Below are 13094 nucleotides of genomic sequence, written 5' to 3' on the forward strand. Positions count from 1 at the left end.
TGTGTCACGACCGCTTTATTACTGAGGAGTAGCCATGCAGGAAGTCGTCGATCGTCTGACCGCCAGTGACCCGGCCGCCGATGTCGCGCGGACGCTGCTGCTGCCGTACCTGAACCACGCGGCCACGATGTACGAGAGCGGCTACGCCACCAGCGCCGACATCGACGCCTCGATGCGCTTCGGCTGCGGCTACCCGATCGGTCCGCTGGCCCTGGTCGACGCCATCGGCGCCGGCACGGTCGCGTCGGGGCTCGAGAAGCTGTACGCCGAGACCGGCGACGAGCTGCACCAGCCCGCCGCGGTGCTGACGACGCAGGCCGCCGAGGGCACGACGTTCGCCTCGGCCGCCGGCGCCGACGGCGTCGCCGCGCCGCAGCTGCGCCACGAGATCCGCCGCGTCGGCGTCGTGGGCACCGGCACGATGGCGTCCGGCATCGTCGAGGTGTTCGCCAAGGCCGGCTACGACGTGACGTTCGTCGGTCGCGGCGACGACAAGGTCGCCGGCGTCGTCGCCGCGATCACCAAGAGCCTCGACAGGGCCGTCGCCCGCGGCAAGCTCGACGAGCAGGGCCGCGCCGACGTGCTGGGACGCCTGACCGGTGCCACCGAGCGCGAGGCGCTCGCCGACGCCGACATCATCGTCGAGGCGATCGCGGAGGACCTCGCCGTCAAGCTCGCGCTGTTCTCCGACCTCGACCGCATCGCCAAGCCCGGCGCGATCCTGGCCACCACGACGTCGTCGCTGTCGATCAACGCGTGCGCCGCGGCGACGTCGCGCCCGCAGGACGTCATCGGCATGCACTTCTTCAACCCCGCCGCGATCATGCGGCTCGTCGAGGTCGTCACCGCCGACGACACGTCGGTCGAGGTCGACGAGACCGTGCGCGCCCTGTGCCTGGCGACCGGCAAGCACCCCGTCTCGTGCGGCGACCGGGCGGGCTTCATCGTCAACGCGCTGCTGTTCCCGTACCTCAACGACGCCGTCCGCCTGCACGAGTCGGGCGACGTGAGCCTCGACGAGATCGACGAGGCGCTCAAGGCCACGGGGCTGCCGATGGGCCCGTTCCAGCTCCTCGACGTCGTCGGGAACGACGTGTCGCTGGCGATCCAGCAGTCGCTGGTCGAGACCTTCGGGCACGCCGGCTGGCAGCCCGCGCCGACGCTGGAGCGCCTGGTCGCCGAGGGCCGGCTCGGTCGCAAGACCGGTGAAGGCTTCCACACGTACTGATCCAGCAGCTGCGAGGATCGACTCGACGAGGCCGGTAACCCCAGGGGTACCGGCCTCGTTGCTGTGTGCGGGGGACGTACTCGCACAGGAGTCCCATGACGATCAGCAGCCGCGCCCTGCAGGGTGCCCGACTGGTACGGGCCGTGACGCTCGGCGCGGTGCTCGCGCTGCTGGTCGGGCTCGTCGCCCTCCGCGCCTTCGAGGAGGCGTACGGCCGTGAGGTCACCCGCGTCGTGACGCAGGCCGACGTCATGGGCCTGCCGCTCGCGCGCGCGATCGACCGGCAGGAGGGGCTGGGCCGCTCGTGCGGCGAGGAGCCGGTGCTCACCGACGTCGTGCTGTACCAGCCGCTCGACTCCGAGGACGTCGTGGTCGTGACGTTCGACGAGGCGCTGTCGCGGGCGACGGCCGGGGCCGGGTGGATCCGTCGCTACTGCCGGTGACGTCCGGGCGCCGACCGGGTCGTCCTAGACTGGCGCCATGCCTCGCCGCCGTGTCGCCCGACCGCCGGCACCCGTGCTGCGGACCAGCTCGGAGGCCCGTGAGCACAAGGCCGACGGCGAGTGGGTCGTCCGCACGCTGCGCGGCTCATCGACCAAGGAGTACCGCTGCCCGGGCTGCTCGCAGCTGATCCGGGCGGGGCTGCCGCACCTCGTGGTGTGGCCCGTCGAGAAGGCCCTGCTGAGCGAGGCCGCGATCGACGAACGACGACACTGGCACACCGCCTGCTGGGCGAGGAAGCACTAGGACCCCATGACCGAACGCATCCGCGGCAACACCGTCCTGCCGGCGCGCCGAGAGGCGCTGACGCTCGAGACCGCCGACGGGCTGAGCCTCGTCGGCGAGCTCGCGCTGCCGCTCGACCGTCCGCCCGTCGCGACGATGATCTGCCTGCACCCGCTCCCGACGCACGGCGGCATGATGGACAGCCACCTGTTCCGCAAGGCGTCGTACCGCCTGCCCGCGCTGGCCGACATCGCGGTGCTGCGGTTCAACACGCGCGGCACGTCGAGCGTGCAGGGCACCAGCGAGGGGACGTTCGACAACGGCGTGGGGGAGCGCTTCGACGTCGCCGCGGCCGTCGAGCACGCCGAGTTCGCCGACCTGCCCGACATCTGGCTGGTCGGCTGGTCGTTCGGCACCGACCTGACGCTGATGTACGGCCTCGAGCCGTCCGTCGCGGGCATCGTGCTGCTGTCGCCGCCGCTGCGGTACTCGCGTCCCGAGCACCTGGCCGCCTGGGCGGAGTCGGGCAAGCCGGTCACGGCGCTCGTCCCCGAGCACGACGACTACCTGCAGCCCGCCGAGGCCCGCGAGCGGTTCGCCGCGATCCCGCAGGCCGAGGTCGTCGGCGTCGACGGCGCCAAGCACCTGTGGGTCGGTGACTCCGAGCGGGCGCTCGACGAGATCGTCCACCGGATCGCACCCGACGTCGCGGTGCCCCTGCCGAGCACGTGGGACGGGCCGGTCGAGCGGGCCGACTCGTCGGCGTACGCCGACCGCACCGTCGCGGCCTTCGCGGACGTGCCGGTGCAGCCGGCGGACCAGCCGTAGCCGGTCCGCCGCCCGCGGGACGTCAGCGCGAGGCGGTCTCGGGCTCGTCGGTGCCGTCGTCGTCCGTGTCGGCGTCGGTGACGTCGGCGCTGGTGTCCGTCTCGTCGTCGTCGTCCGTCTCGTCGTCGGCGGCGTCACGGCTCGGCGCGGTGCTGGCGGCGTCGGGGGCGAACGTCGCGACGATGTCGCGCAGCTGGCCCATCTGGGCCATGATGCCGTCGCGCTTGCGCTGCAGCTCCTCGACCTCGGTGCGCAGCGAGCGCGTCTGACGCTCGACGTCGGTCGTGGCACCCAGACGGATCTTCTGTGCCTCGGCGTTGGCGCTCGACAGCTGCTGGTCGGCCTGGACCTTGGCGTTCTCGAGCAGGCGGGCGGCCTCGGCGGCAGCCGCCTCGCGCGTCGCCGCGGCCTGGGCCATGACGGTGCGGGCCCGCTCGTCGGCCGCCGCGGCGCGGGTCTCGGAGTCCTGGACGAGCTTGCCGGTCTGCTCCATCGCCGAGGCGTGGTTCTCGGACGCCTCGCGGGCCAGGCGCTCCTTCTCGACGGCGAGCACGCGGCGCGCCTCGGTGACCTCGCGGTCGGCGGCGGCGCGCGCCTGCTCGACCTCGCGCGTCGCGCCGAGGCGCATGTTCTGCGCGTCCTGCTCGGCGGCGAGCCGCAGCTGGGCGGCCTCGCGCTCGGCCTGGGCGCGCAGGTCCTCGGTGTGGGCGATCGCGTCGGCGTGCATCGCCTCGGCGTCCTCGAGCAGCTGCTTGCGCTTCTCCTCGAGCTCGGCGACCGCGCGACCGCGCATCTCCTCGGCGTCGTGGTCGGCGGTGGCGCGCACCATCGCGGCCTCCTCCTCGGCCTTCTTGAGCAGCTCGTCGGCCTCGCGGGTGGCGCGGTTGCGCACGTCGTCGGCCTCCTGCTCGGCCAGGCCCAGCAGCTGGGCGGCGTGGTTGCCGAGGCCCGTGTAGCTGGGCGTCTCGACCGCCTCGACGCGCTCGGTCAGCTTCTCGATCGTCTCGCGCAGGTTCTCGTTCTCGCTCTGGGTCGACCGGATGCTCTCGTGCGCCCGCTGCAGCTCGGCGCTCTGGGTGCGGACCCACGCGTCGACGGCGTCGCTGTCGTAGCCACCGCGGCGCGCCAGCGGGAACGAGGTGTCGGAGCTGGAGGAGTCGAAGATGGACAGGCCGGGCTGGTCGGACATGCGGATCCCATTCGTCGCGAGCGGAGGAGAGGTCTGGTGCGACCCAGACTACCCGCCGAAAAAGGGCGCACGAACGGCTCGTGTCGGCCGTCCGCGCGCCCCTCCACGGTGCGGGTGCGGTGCTGGGTCAGATGCCGCGGAAGCGGTTGATCTCGGTCAGGTACTTGGCCCGCTTGGCCTCGTCGCGGACGCCCAGGCCCTCCTCGGGGGCCAGGCACAGCACGCCGACCTTGCCCTGGTGGAGGTTGTGGTGGACGTCGAGCGCGGCCTGCCCGGTCTCCTCGAGCGAGTACACGCGCGACAGCGTCGGGTGCACCAGTCCCTTGTCGATCAGGCGGTTGGCCTCGAAGGCCTCGCGGTAGTTCGCGAAGTGCGAGCTCTTGATGTTCTTGAGGTTCATCCAGAGGTAGCGGTTGTCGTACTGGTGCATGTAGCCCGAGGTCGACGCGCAGGTGATGATCGTGCCGCCCTTGCGGGTGACGTAGACCGAGGCGCCGAACGTCTCGCGTCCCGGGTGCTCGAAGACGATGTCGGGGTCCTCGCCGCCCGTGAGCTCGCGGATCTTCTTGCCGAAGCGCTGCCACTCCTTGGGGTCCTGGGTGTTCTCGTCCTTCCAGAACCTGTACCCCTCGGCGGAGCGGTCGATGACGTGCTCGGCGCCCAGCGAGCGGACGATCTCGGCCTTCTCGGGCGAGGAGACGACGCACACGGGGATCGCACCGCCGTTCAGCGCCATCTGCGTCGCGTAGGAGCCGAGGCCGCCGGAGGCACCCCAGATCAGCACGACGTCGCCCTGCTTCATGTGGGCGCCGTTCTTGCTGACGAGCTGGCGGTAGGCGGTCGCGTTGACCAGGCCCGGGCTGGCGGCCTCCTCCCACGTCAGGTGGTCGGGCTTGGGCAGCAGCTGGTTGGACTTGACGATCGCGAGCTGGGCCAGGCCGCCGAAGTTGGTCTCGAAGCCCCAGATGCGCTGCTGCGGGTCCATCATCGTGTCGTCGTGGCCGTCGGGGCTCTCGAGCTCGACCGACAGGCAGTGGGCGACGACCTCGGCGCCGGGCTTCCAGGCGTTGACGCCGGGGCCGGTGCGCAGCACGACGCCGGCCAGGTCGGAGCCGACGACGTGGTACGGCAGGTCGTGGCGCTTGGTGTACTCCGACAGGCGGCCGTAGCGCTCGAGGAAGCTGAAGGTCGACACCGGCTCGAAGATCGACGTCCACACGGTGTTGTAGTTGATCGCGCTGGCCATGACCGCCACGAGCGCCTCGCCGGGTGCGAGCTCGGGCACCGGCACGTCGTCGAGGTGCAGGCTCTTGCGGGGGTCCTTGTCGCGACTCGCGAGCCCCGCGAACATGTCGACCTCGTCCTTGTGGACGGTGATGCCCTTGTACGTCTCGGGAAGGGGGATGGCCGCGAAGTCCTCAGGGGCGGTGTCGCCGGCGAGGATGGCATCGAGGATCTGCTGCACGGTGTACCTCCAGGTAGATATTCCGGGAAGGTTACCGAGTCGTAACCTCGGGCGTCACCCGTCGTGACTGTGATCCAGCACTCAGTGCGAGGACGCCGCCGCCGGCTCGACGAGCTCGACCAGGACCCCGCCGGCGTCCTTGGGGTGGACGAAGTTGACCCGCGAGTCGGACGTGCCGCGCTTCGGCGCGTCGTAGAGCAGGCGGACGCCGCGGTCGCGCAGGGTCGCCGAGACCGCGTCGATGTCGGCGACGCGGTAGGCGAGCTGCTGGATGCCCTGGCCGTTGCGGGCGATGAACTTCGCGATCGTCGACTCGTCGCTGAGCGGGGCCAGCAGCTGGATGCGGGTGTCGGAGTCGCCGACGGCGAGCATCGCCTCGCGGACGCCCTGCTCCTCGTTGACCTCCTCGTGCACCGAGTGCAGGCCGAACGTCGACGCGTAGAACTCGAGCGCGTCGTCGAGGTCGGGCACGGCGATGCCGACGTGGTCGATGGTCAACAGCAGGTGCGCGGGCACGAGGGGCTCAGTCATGCAGTGCAGCGTAGAGCAGCCTCGCGCGGGATTCAGCCCGAGCGCGGGCACGCCCGGGACGGGACGCGGGTGATCCAGCGCACACCGCGGTCGCCGGCACGTTACCGATGGGTAAAGTGCGGGACACCGTCTTTCCGAGACTGCCCCCAAGGAGCCCCTCCCATGAACCAGTCCGCGAACCCGTCCGTCATCGTCGCCGGCGCCCGCACCCCGATCGGTCGCCTGCTGGGCGGCCTGAAGAGCCTGTCGGGCTCCGACCTGGGTGGCCTGGCCATCAAGGGCGCCCTCGAGAAGGCCGGCGTCTCCGGCGACCAGGTCGACTACGTGATCATGGGCCAGGTGCTGCAGGCCGGTGCGGGGCAGGTCCCCGCCCGCCAGGCCGCGCACAAGGGCGGCATCCCGCTCGACGTCCCGTCGCTGACGATCAACAAGGTGTGCCTGTCGGGCATCAACGCGATCGCGCTGGCCGACCAGCTGATCCGCGCCGGCGAGCACGAGATCATCGTCGCGGGTGGCCAGGAGTCGATGACGCAGGCCCCGCACATGCTGCTGGGATCGCGCGAGGGCACCAAGTACGGCGACACCAAGCTCGTCGACCACATGGCCGCCGACGGTCTGTGGGACGCCCTGACCGATCAGGCCATGGGCGGGCTCACCGAGCAGATCAACGCCGACCAGCAGAAGTTCACCCGCGAGGAGCAGGACGCGTTCAGCGCGGCGTCGCACCAGAAGGCTGCGACGGCGCAGAAGAACGGTGTGTTCGACGAGGAGATCGTCCCGGTCGAGATCCCGACCCGCAAGGGCGACCCGGTCGTCGTCGCGGCCGACGAGGGCGTCCGCGCCGACACGACCACCGAGTCGCTCGGCAGGCTGCGTCCGGCCTTCGACAAGAACGGCACCATCACGGCGGGATCGGCCAGCCAGATCTCCGACGGCGCCGCCGCGGTCGTCGTCATGAGCCGGGCCAAGGCCGAGGAGCTCGGCCTGTCGTGGATCGCCGAGATCGGCGCCGCGGGCGTCGTGGCGGGCCCCGACTCGAGCCTGCAGGACCAGCCCGCCAACGCGATCGCGCAGGCGTGCCGCAAGGAGGGCATCGCGCCCACCGACCTCGACCTCGTCGAGATCAACGAGGCGTTCGCGGCCGTCGGCCTGGCCAGCACCGCCGAGCTCGGCATCTCCGGCGACATCGTGAACGTCAACGGCGGTGCGATCGCGCTCGGCCACCCCATCGGTGCCAGCGGTGCCCGCATCGCGCTGCACCTCGCGCTCGAGCTCGGCCGTCGCGGCGGCGGCGTCGGCGCGGCCGCCCTGTGCGGTGGTGGCGGCCAGGGCGACGCGCTGATCCTGCGCGTCCCCGCCAAGTAGTCGATCGGCGACCGGACCCTCGATGAGCCCCATCAGCCGCGCCACGTCCGTGGCCGACCTCGTGCAGCAGGCACGTGACGGTCAGCCACGGGCCGTGGCGCGGCTGATCTCGCTGGTCGAGGACCGGTCGCCGTCGCTGGGCGAGGTCAGCGCCGCGCTGACCCCGCTCGTGGGTCACGCCCACGTCGTCGGCATCACGGGCTCGCCGGGCGTCGGCAAGTCGACGTCGACCTCTGCGCTCGTCACCGCGCTGCGGGCCGCGGGCAGGCGGGTGGGCGTGCTGGCGGTCGACCCGACGTCCCCGTTCTCGGGTGGCGCGCTGCTGGGCGACCGGGTGCGGATGCAGGACCACGCGCTCGACGACGGCGTCTACATCCGGTCGATGGCCAGCCGGGGCCACCTCGGCGGCCTGTCGGCCACGGCCCCGCAGGCGCTGCGGGTGCTCGACGCCGCGGGGTGCGACGTCGTCCTGGTCGAGACGGTCGGCGTGGGCCAGTCCGAGGTCGAGATCGCGGGCCTGGCCGACACGACGCTCGTGCTGCTGGCGCCCGGCATGGGCGACGGCATCCAGGCCGCGAAGGCCGGCATCCTCGAGATCGGCGACGTCTTCGTCGTCAACAAGGCCGATCGCGAGGGCGCCCAGTCGACCCGGCGCGAGCTGCGATCGGTGATCGGCATGGCCGACCGGGGCGACGACGCGTGGCGGCCGCCCGTGCTCCTGACGACCGCGACGACCGGCGACGGCGTCGACGAGGTCGTGCAGGCCGTCGCCGACCACCACCGTCACCTCGACGCGTCGGGCGAGCTCGTGCGCCGCCGCCTGGCCCGCACGCGGCGCGAGATCGAGGCGCTGGCGCTGCTCGAGGTCAGCTCGCGGTTCGCGCACCTGTCGGGCGACGCCCGTCTCGACACGCTGGCGCAGCAGGTGCTGGACGGCGAGTCGGACCCGTTCGCGGCCGCCGCCACGCTGGTCGAGCACCTCTGACGGCCTCGGCGCGCCTGTCGGGGATCGGACGCGCCGTCGGTCACGATGGGACGGTGCTGAAAAAGGTCATCGCGCTGCTCGTCGTCGGGTTCATCATCTACTACCTGTTGAACACCCCGGCCAGTGCCGCCGACGCCGTGAGCGACGCCTTCGGCGCGATCATGGACGCCTTCCGGCAGTTCGGCATCTTCTTCAACGAGCTCGTCGAGTAGTCCTGCCATGATCCGGGCGCTGCTCGACTGGGTCCTGGAGCTGCTGCCCGATCACGACATCGACGGCAACCTGCTCCAGAACCCCACCGAGCACAAGGTCGGCGAGTACGCGCACCACCCGATCGTCTACGCGCGGGCGCTGGCCGAGCTCGCGGGCGCGCTGCTGCTGGTCGTCCTGGCGGTCATCGGCCCGGTCAGCATCGGCTGGCTGCCTCTGCTGCTCGCGGCCGGGCTCGCCGGGCACGCGGTCTACCTGTGGCTGCGCGACCGCCGCGACATCTTCGTGCTGACCGACATGCGCGTGTTCCGCGTGACGGGCATCTTCTCGACCAAGCGGGCGACGGTGCCGATCAACCGCATCCTCGACGTGACGGTCGAGCGTCCGCTCCTCGGGCGGTGGCCGTTCACGTACGGGCACATGACCTTCGAGTCGGCGGCGCAGGAGCAGGGCGTGCGGCACATCCGCTACATCGCCGACGTCGACGTCATCGACCACGCGATCCAGAAGGTCGTGCAGGACGCCGGCCTGCGTGGCCGTCGTCCGCACGACCAGCAGCGCATCATCGACCAGCAGTACTGACCGGGCGCGCGCCCGTGCGGCGGGTTCCTAGTATGGGGTCATGAACTTCTCGCGCCCCGGTGCCATCGATCTGTCCGCACTGAAGCAGCCCGCCGCGCGTCCGGCCGCCGCCCAGGGGTCCGGTGACGCCTCCGGCAGCTCCTACGCCGTCGACATCGACGAGACGACGTTCCAGTCGGTCGCCCTCGAGGCCTCGATGTCGTACGTCGTGGTGCTGGGCCTGTGGTCGTCGCGCTCGCCGCAGAGCGGGGCGTTCAACGACCTGATCGGCTCGGTCGTCGACTCCTACGGCGGGCAGATCATGCTGGCGCGGGTCGACGTCGACGCGAGCCCGCAGATCGCCCAGGCGCTGCAGGCGCAGGGCGTGCCGTACGTCGCCGGGCTCGTCAAGGGCCAGCCCGTGCCGCTGTTCCAGGGCACCGTCGACGAGGCCGAGATGCGCCGCTACTTCGACGAGCTGGTGCGCATCGCCGCCGAGAACGGGCTGACGGGCCGCGCGCAGCCGACCGGCGCGGCACCCGACGCCGGCGAGCAGGAGGAGCCCGAGGACCCCCGCTTCGCGGGGGCCGAGGAGGCCTTCATGGCCAGCGACTTCGACACCGCCGTCGCCGAGTACGAGAAGCTGCGGGTGCAGTACCCGGCCGACGTCGAGGTCGCCGAGCGCCTCGCGCGGGTCAAGTGGCTGTCGCGCACCCACGGCGCCGACCTGCAGGCGGCGAGGGCTGCGGCCGCCGACCGTCCCGACGACATCGACGCCCAGATGCTGGTCGCCGACCTCGACATCAGCGGTGGCCACGTCGACGACGCCTTCGACCGGCTCATCGGCCTGGTGCGCGCGACGTCGGGCGACGATCGCGAGCGCGTCCGCGAGCGGCTGCTCGAGCTGTTCACGGTCGTCGGCATCGCCGATCCGTCCGTCATGACCGCGCGGCGGGCCCTCGCCACCGCCCTGTTCTGAGCCCGCGTCCCGGGCGGACGCGCCCGGATTCTTTTCGTCCGCCGTCGTGGTGTCGTCGCACGGGATCGCAGGGCTTCTGAGGGTATGGTCGGGGCGGCGTCACCACCGGCGGTGGCCCGCACAGGAAGAGTGTCGATGCGGACGTGGTGGGGCTGGGCGCTGTCGGTGCTCGGCGTGCTGCTCGCGGCGGCCGGCGCGGCGGTCATGGTCGTCCTGGGGCCCGACAGCCGGCTCTCGACCGGCCCGCACGCGATCGAGACCGACGACATCGCGGTCGTGACGGCGCCCGAGGTCATCCGCTGGGCCGACGTCAAGATCGACGTCCGGGCCGAGCTGCCGGCACGCAAGCCCGTGTTCATCGGCCTCGGCAACACCGTCGACGTGCGGAGCTACCTGGCCGAGACCCGGCGGCTCGAGGTGACGTCGTTCGACCGGCCGTGGACGATCACGACCCGCGCCGTCGACGGTGCGCCCGCCCTGCCGGGTGCGCCGACGGCGCTCGACTGGTGGATCGCGACGTCGGAGCCCCGGCTGGGCGGTGCGACGCTGAGCGCCCGGCTGCCGGACGAGTCGGTCTCGCTGGCGATCCTGTCGGTCGGCTCGTCGAACCTGGCGGGCCTCGAGGTGACGCTGGCGTACGGCGTCAACAACGGCTTCCTCAAGGGCGCGTCGACGTCGCTGCTGGGGCTGGCGGTGCTCTGGGTCGGCGTCCTCGCGATCCGCTCGCGACGGCGCGACGAGCCGGACGGGGACGACCTCGGCGACGACCTCGAGGAGGAGGTCGTCTACGTGTACGTCGACGACGACGGGGTCGAGCACGAGATCTCCGCCGAGGAGGCCGCCGACCTCGAGGTCGTCGACGAGATCGGTGCGGACGACGACCCGCCGCGGCCGGCGCCCGGCGCCGACACCGAGCCGGAGCCGGAGCCGGAGCCGGAGCCCGTGCCGACCGTGCCGCAGGTCGTCGTTCCGGGCGTGCTGACGGCCGCCGACATCGCCGCCGGCCGCGACCGCCCGCGGCCCGCACCGGACCCCCATCCCGAGCCCGAGCGCGTCGTCTACGTCTTCGTCGACGAGGACGGCGTCGAGCACGAGGTCGGCGAGGACGAGCTCGCCGAGTTCGAGGTCGTCGACGACGAGACGGACGACGGAGGGGGCAGGCCGTGAGGCGGACGATCGTGGCACTCGCGTGCTCGCTGGCGCTGACGGCCTGCGCCGTCCCGCACGAGCGCGACGACCTGACCCCGCGCAAGACCGCGGCCAGCACGGACACCGTGACCACGGTGATCGACCGCTACCGCGAGGTGCGCAGCTCGGCTGTCGCGCTGCTCGACCCGAAGCCGCTGTCGACCGTCGAGACGGGCGCCGTGCTGGCGATCGACTCCGGCTCGTTCGCGGTGTCGCAGGGCTCGTCCACGACGCAGGAGGGCGACACGGCGGACGTCGAGGTCACCGACGTCGAGGTGCCGCGCTTCACGAAGTACCCGCTGTGGTTCAGCGCCGTGGTGCGCGACCGGCAGCTGGGGGTCAACCGCGTGCAGGTGTTCGAGCGGGCGTCGTCGGTCGACCCGTGGCTGCTGACCGCGAGCCCCGAGACGCTCTCCGGCACCGAGCTGCCCGCGATCCGCCGCGCCGACGGGGCCGCCCGCACCGTCGGGGCCGATGACGGCGTCGGCATGGCGATGTCGCCCCAGGAGGCGGCCGACGCCTACGCGGCCGTGCTGGCCGACCCGGGAGCCGAGCAGTCGGCCACGATCGCGGACGACTCGTTCATCAAGCAGATGCGCACGACCGCCGCGACGAATGCCGATCTCGAGAACGTGACCTTCAGCCAGACGTGGGAGGCGCAGGACGTCCAGTACGCCCTGCGCACCGGCGACGGGGGAGCCCTGGCGTTCGTGACGCTGCTGCGCAAGGACACCTACACCGTCGCCGACGGGCTGACGGTCACGTGGCCCGAGGGCTCGCCGCAGCGCGCGTTCCTGTCGGAGGGCATCTCGGGCTCGGGCACCCTCAGCTACCTGCACCAGGTGCTGCTGTACCTGCCGGGCGGAGCCGGCGAGCCGCGGGCCCTGGGCCAGTACGGCGGCGTCGTCGGCGGCGAGGGCGGTCAGGGCGGCGGCGGCGCCACCGGCTGACGGTCGCCCCGACGGGTCACGTCACTCGGGCTGCTTGGGCGCCTCGCGGTAGACCGGCAGCGAGCCGGCGTCGACGGCCTCGAGCAGCTCGATCGCGGCATCGGTGGCGCGATCGCGGACGTCGGCGGGGTCGCACCAGTGGACCGCCTTGATCTCGGTGGGCTGCAGCGTCATGCCGTCAGTGATCGTGCTGTCGACGATGCCGAGGTCGAACAGGAAGATGCACGCGTCGTCCCAGCCGCGCCACGCCGGCAGCCAGTTGACGGTCAGCAGGTCGCGCACCTCGACCGTGGTGCCCAGCTCCTCCTCGAGCTCGCGCACCAGCCCGACGGACGGCGCCTCGCCGACCTCGATGACGCCGCCGGGCAGGTCCCACTCCTGCTTGTAGGTCAGCTCGCACAGCAGCACGCGGCCGCGTTCGTCGCGCACCAGGCCCTGGCTGATGATCCGCTTCGTCGGCAGCCCGGCGTTGAGGATCGCGATGAACCCCTCGCGGGTGTCGGCGGGCGGGTCGTCGACCAGGCGGGCCATCAGCACGTCGTCGGCGCCGTCGCCGGGGCGTCGCACGATGCCCTCGCGCCGCAGCCCGGCGATCGAGGCGGCCCGCACGTCACGCGTGTCGTCGGTCGACAGGCGCACCTCGACCCGGCCGACGTCGAGCGCGTCGAAGGCGTGGGCCACGGCCAGCCGGAGCGCCCGGGCGACCACGAACGGCTTCTCGATGCGGGAGTTCCAGCGGATCGACGCGGTGCCCGGGCCCTCGCGGCGCAGGGCCACGGTGCCGAGCCGCTCGCCGCCGAGCACGATCGCGAATCCCGTGAACTCGTCGGATCCCGAGGTGGGCTCGAGGGCCAGGTCGTCGTCACGCAGGCTCACGGGCATGCCGTCA

At 72.2% G+C, this 13094-nt stretch carries 15 protein-coding genes; 11 read left to right on the forward strand and 4 right to left on the reverse strand.

Annotated features, from left to right (window positions below; translation table 11 throughout):
* Window positions 1-34: 34 nt before the first annotated feature.
* The 4 genes from ASD10_RS08285 to ASD10_RS08300 all read left to right on the forward strand — a co-directional run bounded on the left by ASD10_RS08285 (window position 35) and on the right by ASD10_RS08300 (window position 2782).
* The gene (locus tag ASD10_RS08285) at window positions 35-1228 is read left to right on the forward strand and encodes a 3-hydroxyacyl-CoA dehydrogenase family protein (RefSeq protein ID WP_056607240.1); all 1194 of its coding nucleotides are present in this window, start codon (window positions 35-37) and stop codon (window positions 1226-1228) included.
* A 95-nt stretch (window positions 1229-1323) separates the two neighbouring features.
* Complete coding sequence (locus tag ASD10_RS08290; protein ID WP_056607243.1) at window positions 1324-1671, forward strand: hypothetical protein; 348 nt, start codon at window positions 1324-1326, stop codon at window positions 1669-1671.
* Between the two features lie 37 nt (window positions 1672-1708).
* Window positions 1709-1975, forward strand: coding sequence for a hypothetical protein (locus tag ASD10_RS08295; RefSeq protein WP_192166191.1), 267 nt, complete (start codon window positions 1709-1711; stop codon window positions 1973-1975).
* Window positions 1976-1981: 6 nt separating this feature from the next.
* Window positions 1982-2782 (forward strand): alpha/beta hydrolase, encoded by an 801-nt coding sequence (locus ASD10_RS08300; RefSeq protein ID WP_056607248.1) that lies wholly within the window; start codon window positions 1982-1984, stop codon window positions 2780-2782.
* Window positions 2783-2804: 22 nt separating this feature from the next.
* Here the strand turns inward: ASD10_RS08300 and ASD10_RS08305 are convergent, their stop codons facing one another.
* From ASD10_RS08305 to mce, 3 genes are all read right to left on the reverse strand, one after another.
* The gene (locus ASD10_RS08305; RefSeq protein ID WP_056607250.1) at window positions 2805-3971 is read right to left on the reverse strand and encodes a DivIVA domain-containing protein; all 1167 of its coding nucleotides are present in this window, start codon (window positions 3969-3971) and stop codon (window positions 2805-2807) included.
* Between the two features lie 127 nt (window positions 3972-4098).
* The gene (gene ccrA / locus ASD10_RS08310) at window positions 4099-5436 is read right to left on the reverse strand and encodes a crotonyl-CoA carboxylase/reductase (RefSeq protein WP_056607252.1); all 1338 of its coding nucleotides are present in this window, start codon (window positions 5434-5436) and stop codon (window positions 4099-4101) included.
* An 81-nt stretch (window positions 5437-5517) separates the two neighbouring features.
* A complete protein-coding gene (gene mce, locus ASD10_RS08315; protein WP_056607254.1) occupies window positions 5518-5967 on the reverse strand; it encodes a methylmalonyl-CoA epimerase in 450 nt (149 codons plus the stop codon).
* A 162-nt stretch (window positions 5968-6129) separates the two neighbouring features.
* On the opposite strand from mce, the gene ASD10_RS08320 reads away from it, so the two are divergent.
* The 7 genes from ASD10_RS08320 to ASD10_RS08345 all read left to right on the forward strand — a co-directional run bounded on the left by ASD10_RS08320 (window position 6130) and on the right by ASD10_RS08345 (window position 12205).
* Window positions 6130-7332 carry an acetyl-CoA C-acetyltransferase gene (locus ASD10_RS08320; RefSeq protein WP_056607255.1) on the forward strand — a complete coding sequence of 401 codons (1203 nt, stop codon included), beginning with the start codon at window positions 6130-6132 and terminating at the stop codon, window positions 7330-7332.
* A gap of 22 nt (window positions 7333-7354) precedes the next feature.
* Entirely contained in the window at window positions 7355-8317 is a 963-nt protein-coding gene (meaB, locus tag ASD10_RS08325) for a methylmalonyl Co-A mutase-associated GTPase MeaB (protein WP_056607256.1), read from the forward strand.
* Window positions 8318-8370: 53 nt separating this feature from the next.
* Window positions 8371-8529 carry a hypothetical protein gene (locus ASD10_RS19165; RefSeq protein WP_200938183.1) on the forward strand — a complete coding sequence of 53 codons (159 nt, stop codon included), beginning with the start codon at window positions 8371-8373 and terminating at the stop codon, window positions 8527-8529.
* Window positions 8530-8536: 7 nt separating this feature from the next.
* On the forward strand, window positions 8537-9109 hold the full coding sequence (locus ASD10_RS08330; RefSeq protein WP_157432503.1) for a PH domain-containing protein: 573 nt from the start codon (window positions 8537-8539) through the stop codon (window positions 9107-9109).
* A 40-nt stretch (window positions 9110-9149) separates the two neighbouring features.
* Window positions 9150-10067: a tetratricopeptide repeat protein gene (locus ASD10_RS08335; protein ID WP_056607258.1), complete on the forward strand. Its 918-nt coding sequence runs from the start codon at window positions 9150-9152 to the stop codon at window positions 10065-10067.
* A gap of 135 nt (window positions 10068-10202) precedes the next feature.
* Window positions 10203-11234, forward strand: a complete 1032-nt coding sequence (locus ASD10_RS08340) for a hypothetical protein (RefSeq protein WP_157432504.1) — start codon at window positions 10203-10205, stop codon at window positions 11232-11234.
* Window positions 11231-12205 carry a hypothetical protein gene (locus ASD10_RS08345; protein WP_056607262.1) on the forward strand — a complete coding sequence of 325 codons (975 nt, stop codon included), beginning with the start codon at window positions 11231-11233 and terminating at the stop codon, window positions 12203-12205. Before ASD10_RS08340 ends, ASD10_RS08345 begins: the two co-directional genes overlap by 4 nt.
* Before the next feature lie 21 nt (window positions 12206-12226).
* On the opposite strand, the gene ASD10_RS19170 is transcribed toward ASD10_RS08345, so the two are convergent.
* On the reverse strand, window positions 12227-13087 hold the full coding sequence (locus tag ASD10_RS19170) for an NUDIX hydrolase (protein WP_056607264.1): 861 nt from the start codon (window positions 13085-13087) through the stop codon (window positions 12227-12229).
* Between the last annotated feature and the right edge of the window lie 7 nt (window positions 13088-13094).

Origin of the sequence: Aeromicrobium sp. Root472D3, from assembly GCF_001426485.1 — a bacterium.
GTDB lineage: Bacteria > Actinomycetota > Actinomycetes > Propionibacteriales > Nocardioidaceae > Aeromicrobium.

What these genes read in the sequence shown, in the direction of transcription:
- ASD10_RS08285 (WP_056607240.1), top strand. Translation starts at nt 35, where the DNA reads ATGCAGGAAGTCGTCGATCGTCTGACCGCCAGTGACCCGGCCGCCGAT.
- ASD10_RS08290 (WP_056607243.1), top strand. Translation starts at nt 1,324, where the DNA reads ATGACGATCAGCAGCCGCGCCCTGCAGGGTGCCCGACTGGTACGGGCC.
- ASD10_RS08295 (WP_192166191.1), top strand. Translation starts at nt 1,709, where the DNA reads ATGCCTCGCCGCCGTGTCGCCCGACCGCCGGCACCCGTGCTGCGGACC.
- ASD10_RS08300 (WP_056607248.1), top strand. Translation starts at nt 1,982, where the DNA reads ATGACCGAACGCATCCGCGGCAACACCGTCCTGCCGGCGCGCCGAGAG.
- ASD10_RS08305 (WP_056607250.1), bottom strand. Translation starts at nt 3,971, where the DNA reads ATGTCCGACCAGCCCGGCCTGTCCATCTTCGACTCCTCCAGCTCCGAC.
- mce (WP_056607254.1), bottom strand. Translation starts at nt 5,967, where the DNA reads ATGACTGAGCCCCTCGTGCCCGCGCACCTGCTGTTGACCATCGACCAC.
- ASD10_RS08320 (WP_056607255.1), top strand. Translation starts at nt 6,130, where the DNA reads ATGAACCAGTCCGCGAACCCGTCCGTCATCGTCGCCGGCGCCCGCACC.
- meaB (WP_056607256.1), top strand. Translation starts at nt 7,355, where the DNA reads ATGAGCCCCATCAGCCGCGCCACGTCCGTGGCCGACCTCGTGCAGCAG.
- ASD10_RS08330 (WP_157432503.1), top strand. Translation starts at nt 8,537, where the DNA reads ATGATCCGGGCGCTGCTCGACTGGGTCCTGGAGCTGCTGCCCGATCAC.
- ASD10_RS08335 (WP_056607258.1), top strand. Translation starts at nt 9,150, where the DNA reads ATGAACTTCTCGCGCCCCGGTGCCATCGATCTGTCCGCACTGAAGCAG.
- ASD10_RS08340 (WP_157432504.1), top strand. Translation starts at nt 10,203, where the DNA reads ATGCGGACGTGGTGGGGCTGGGCGCTGTCGGTGCTCGGCGTGCTGCTC.
- ASD10_RS19170 (WP_056607264.1), bottom strand. Translation starts at nt 13,087, where the DNA reads ATGCCCGTGAGCCTGCGTGACGACGACCTGGCCCTCGAGCCCACCTCG.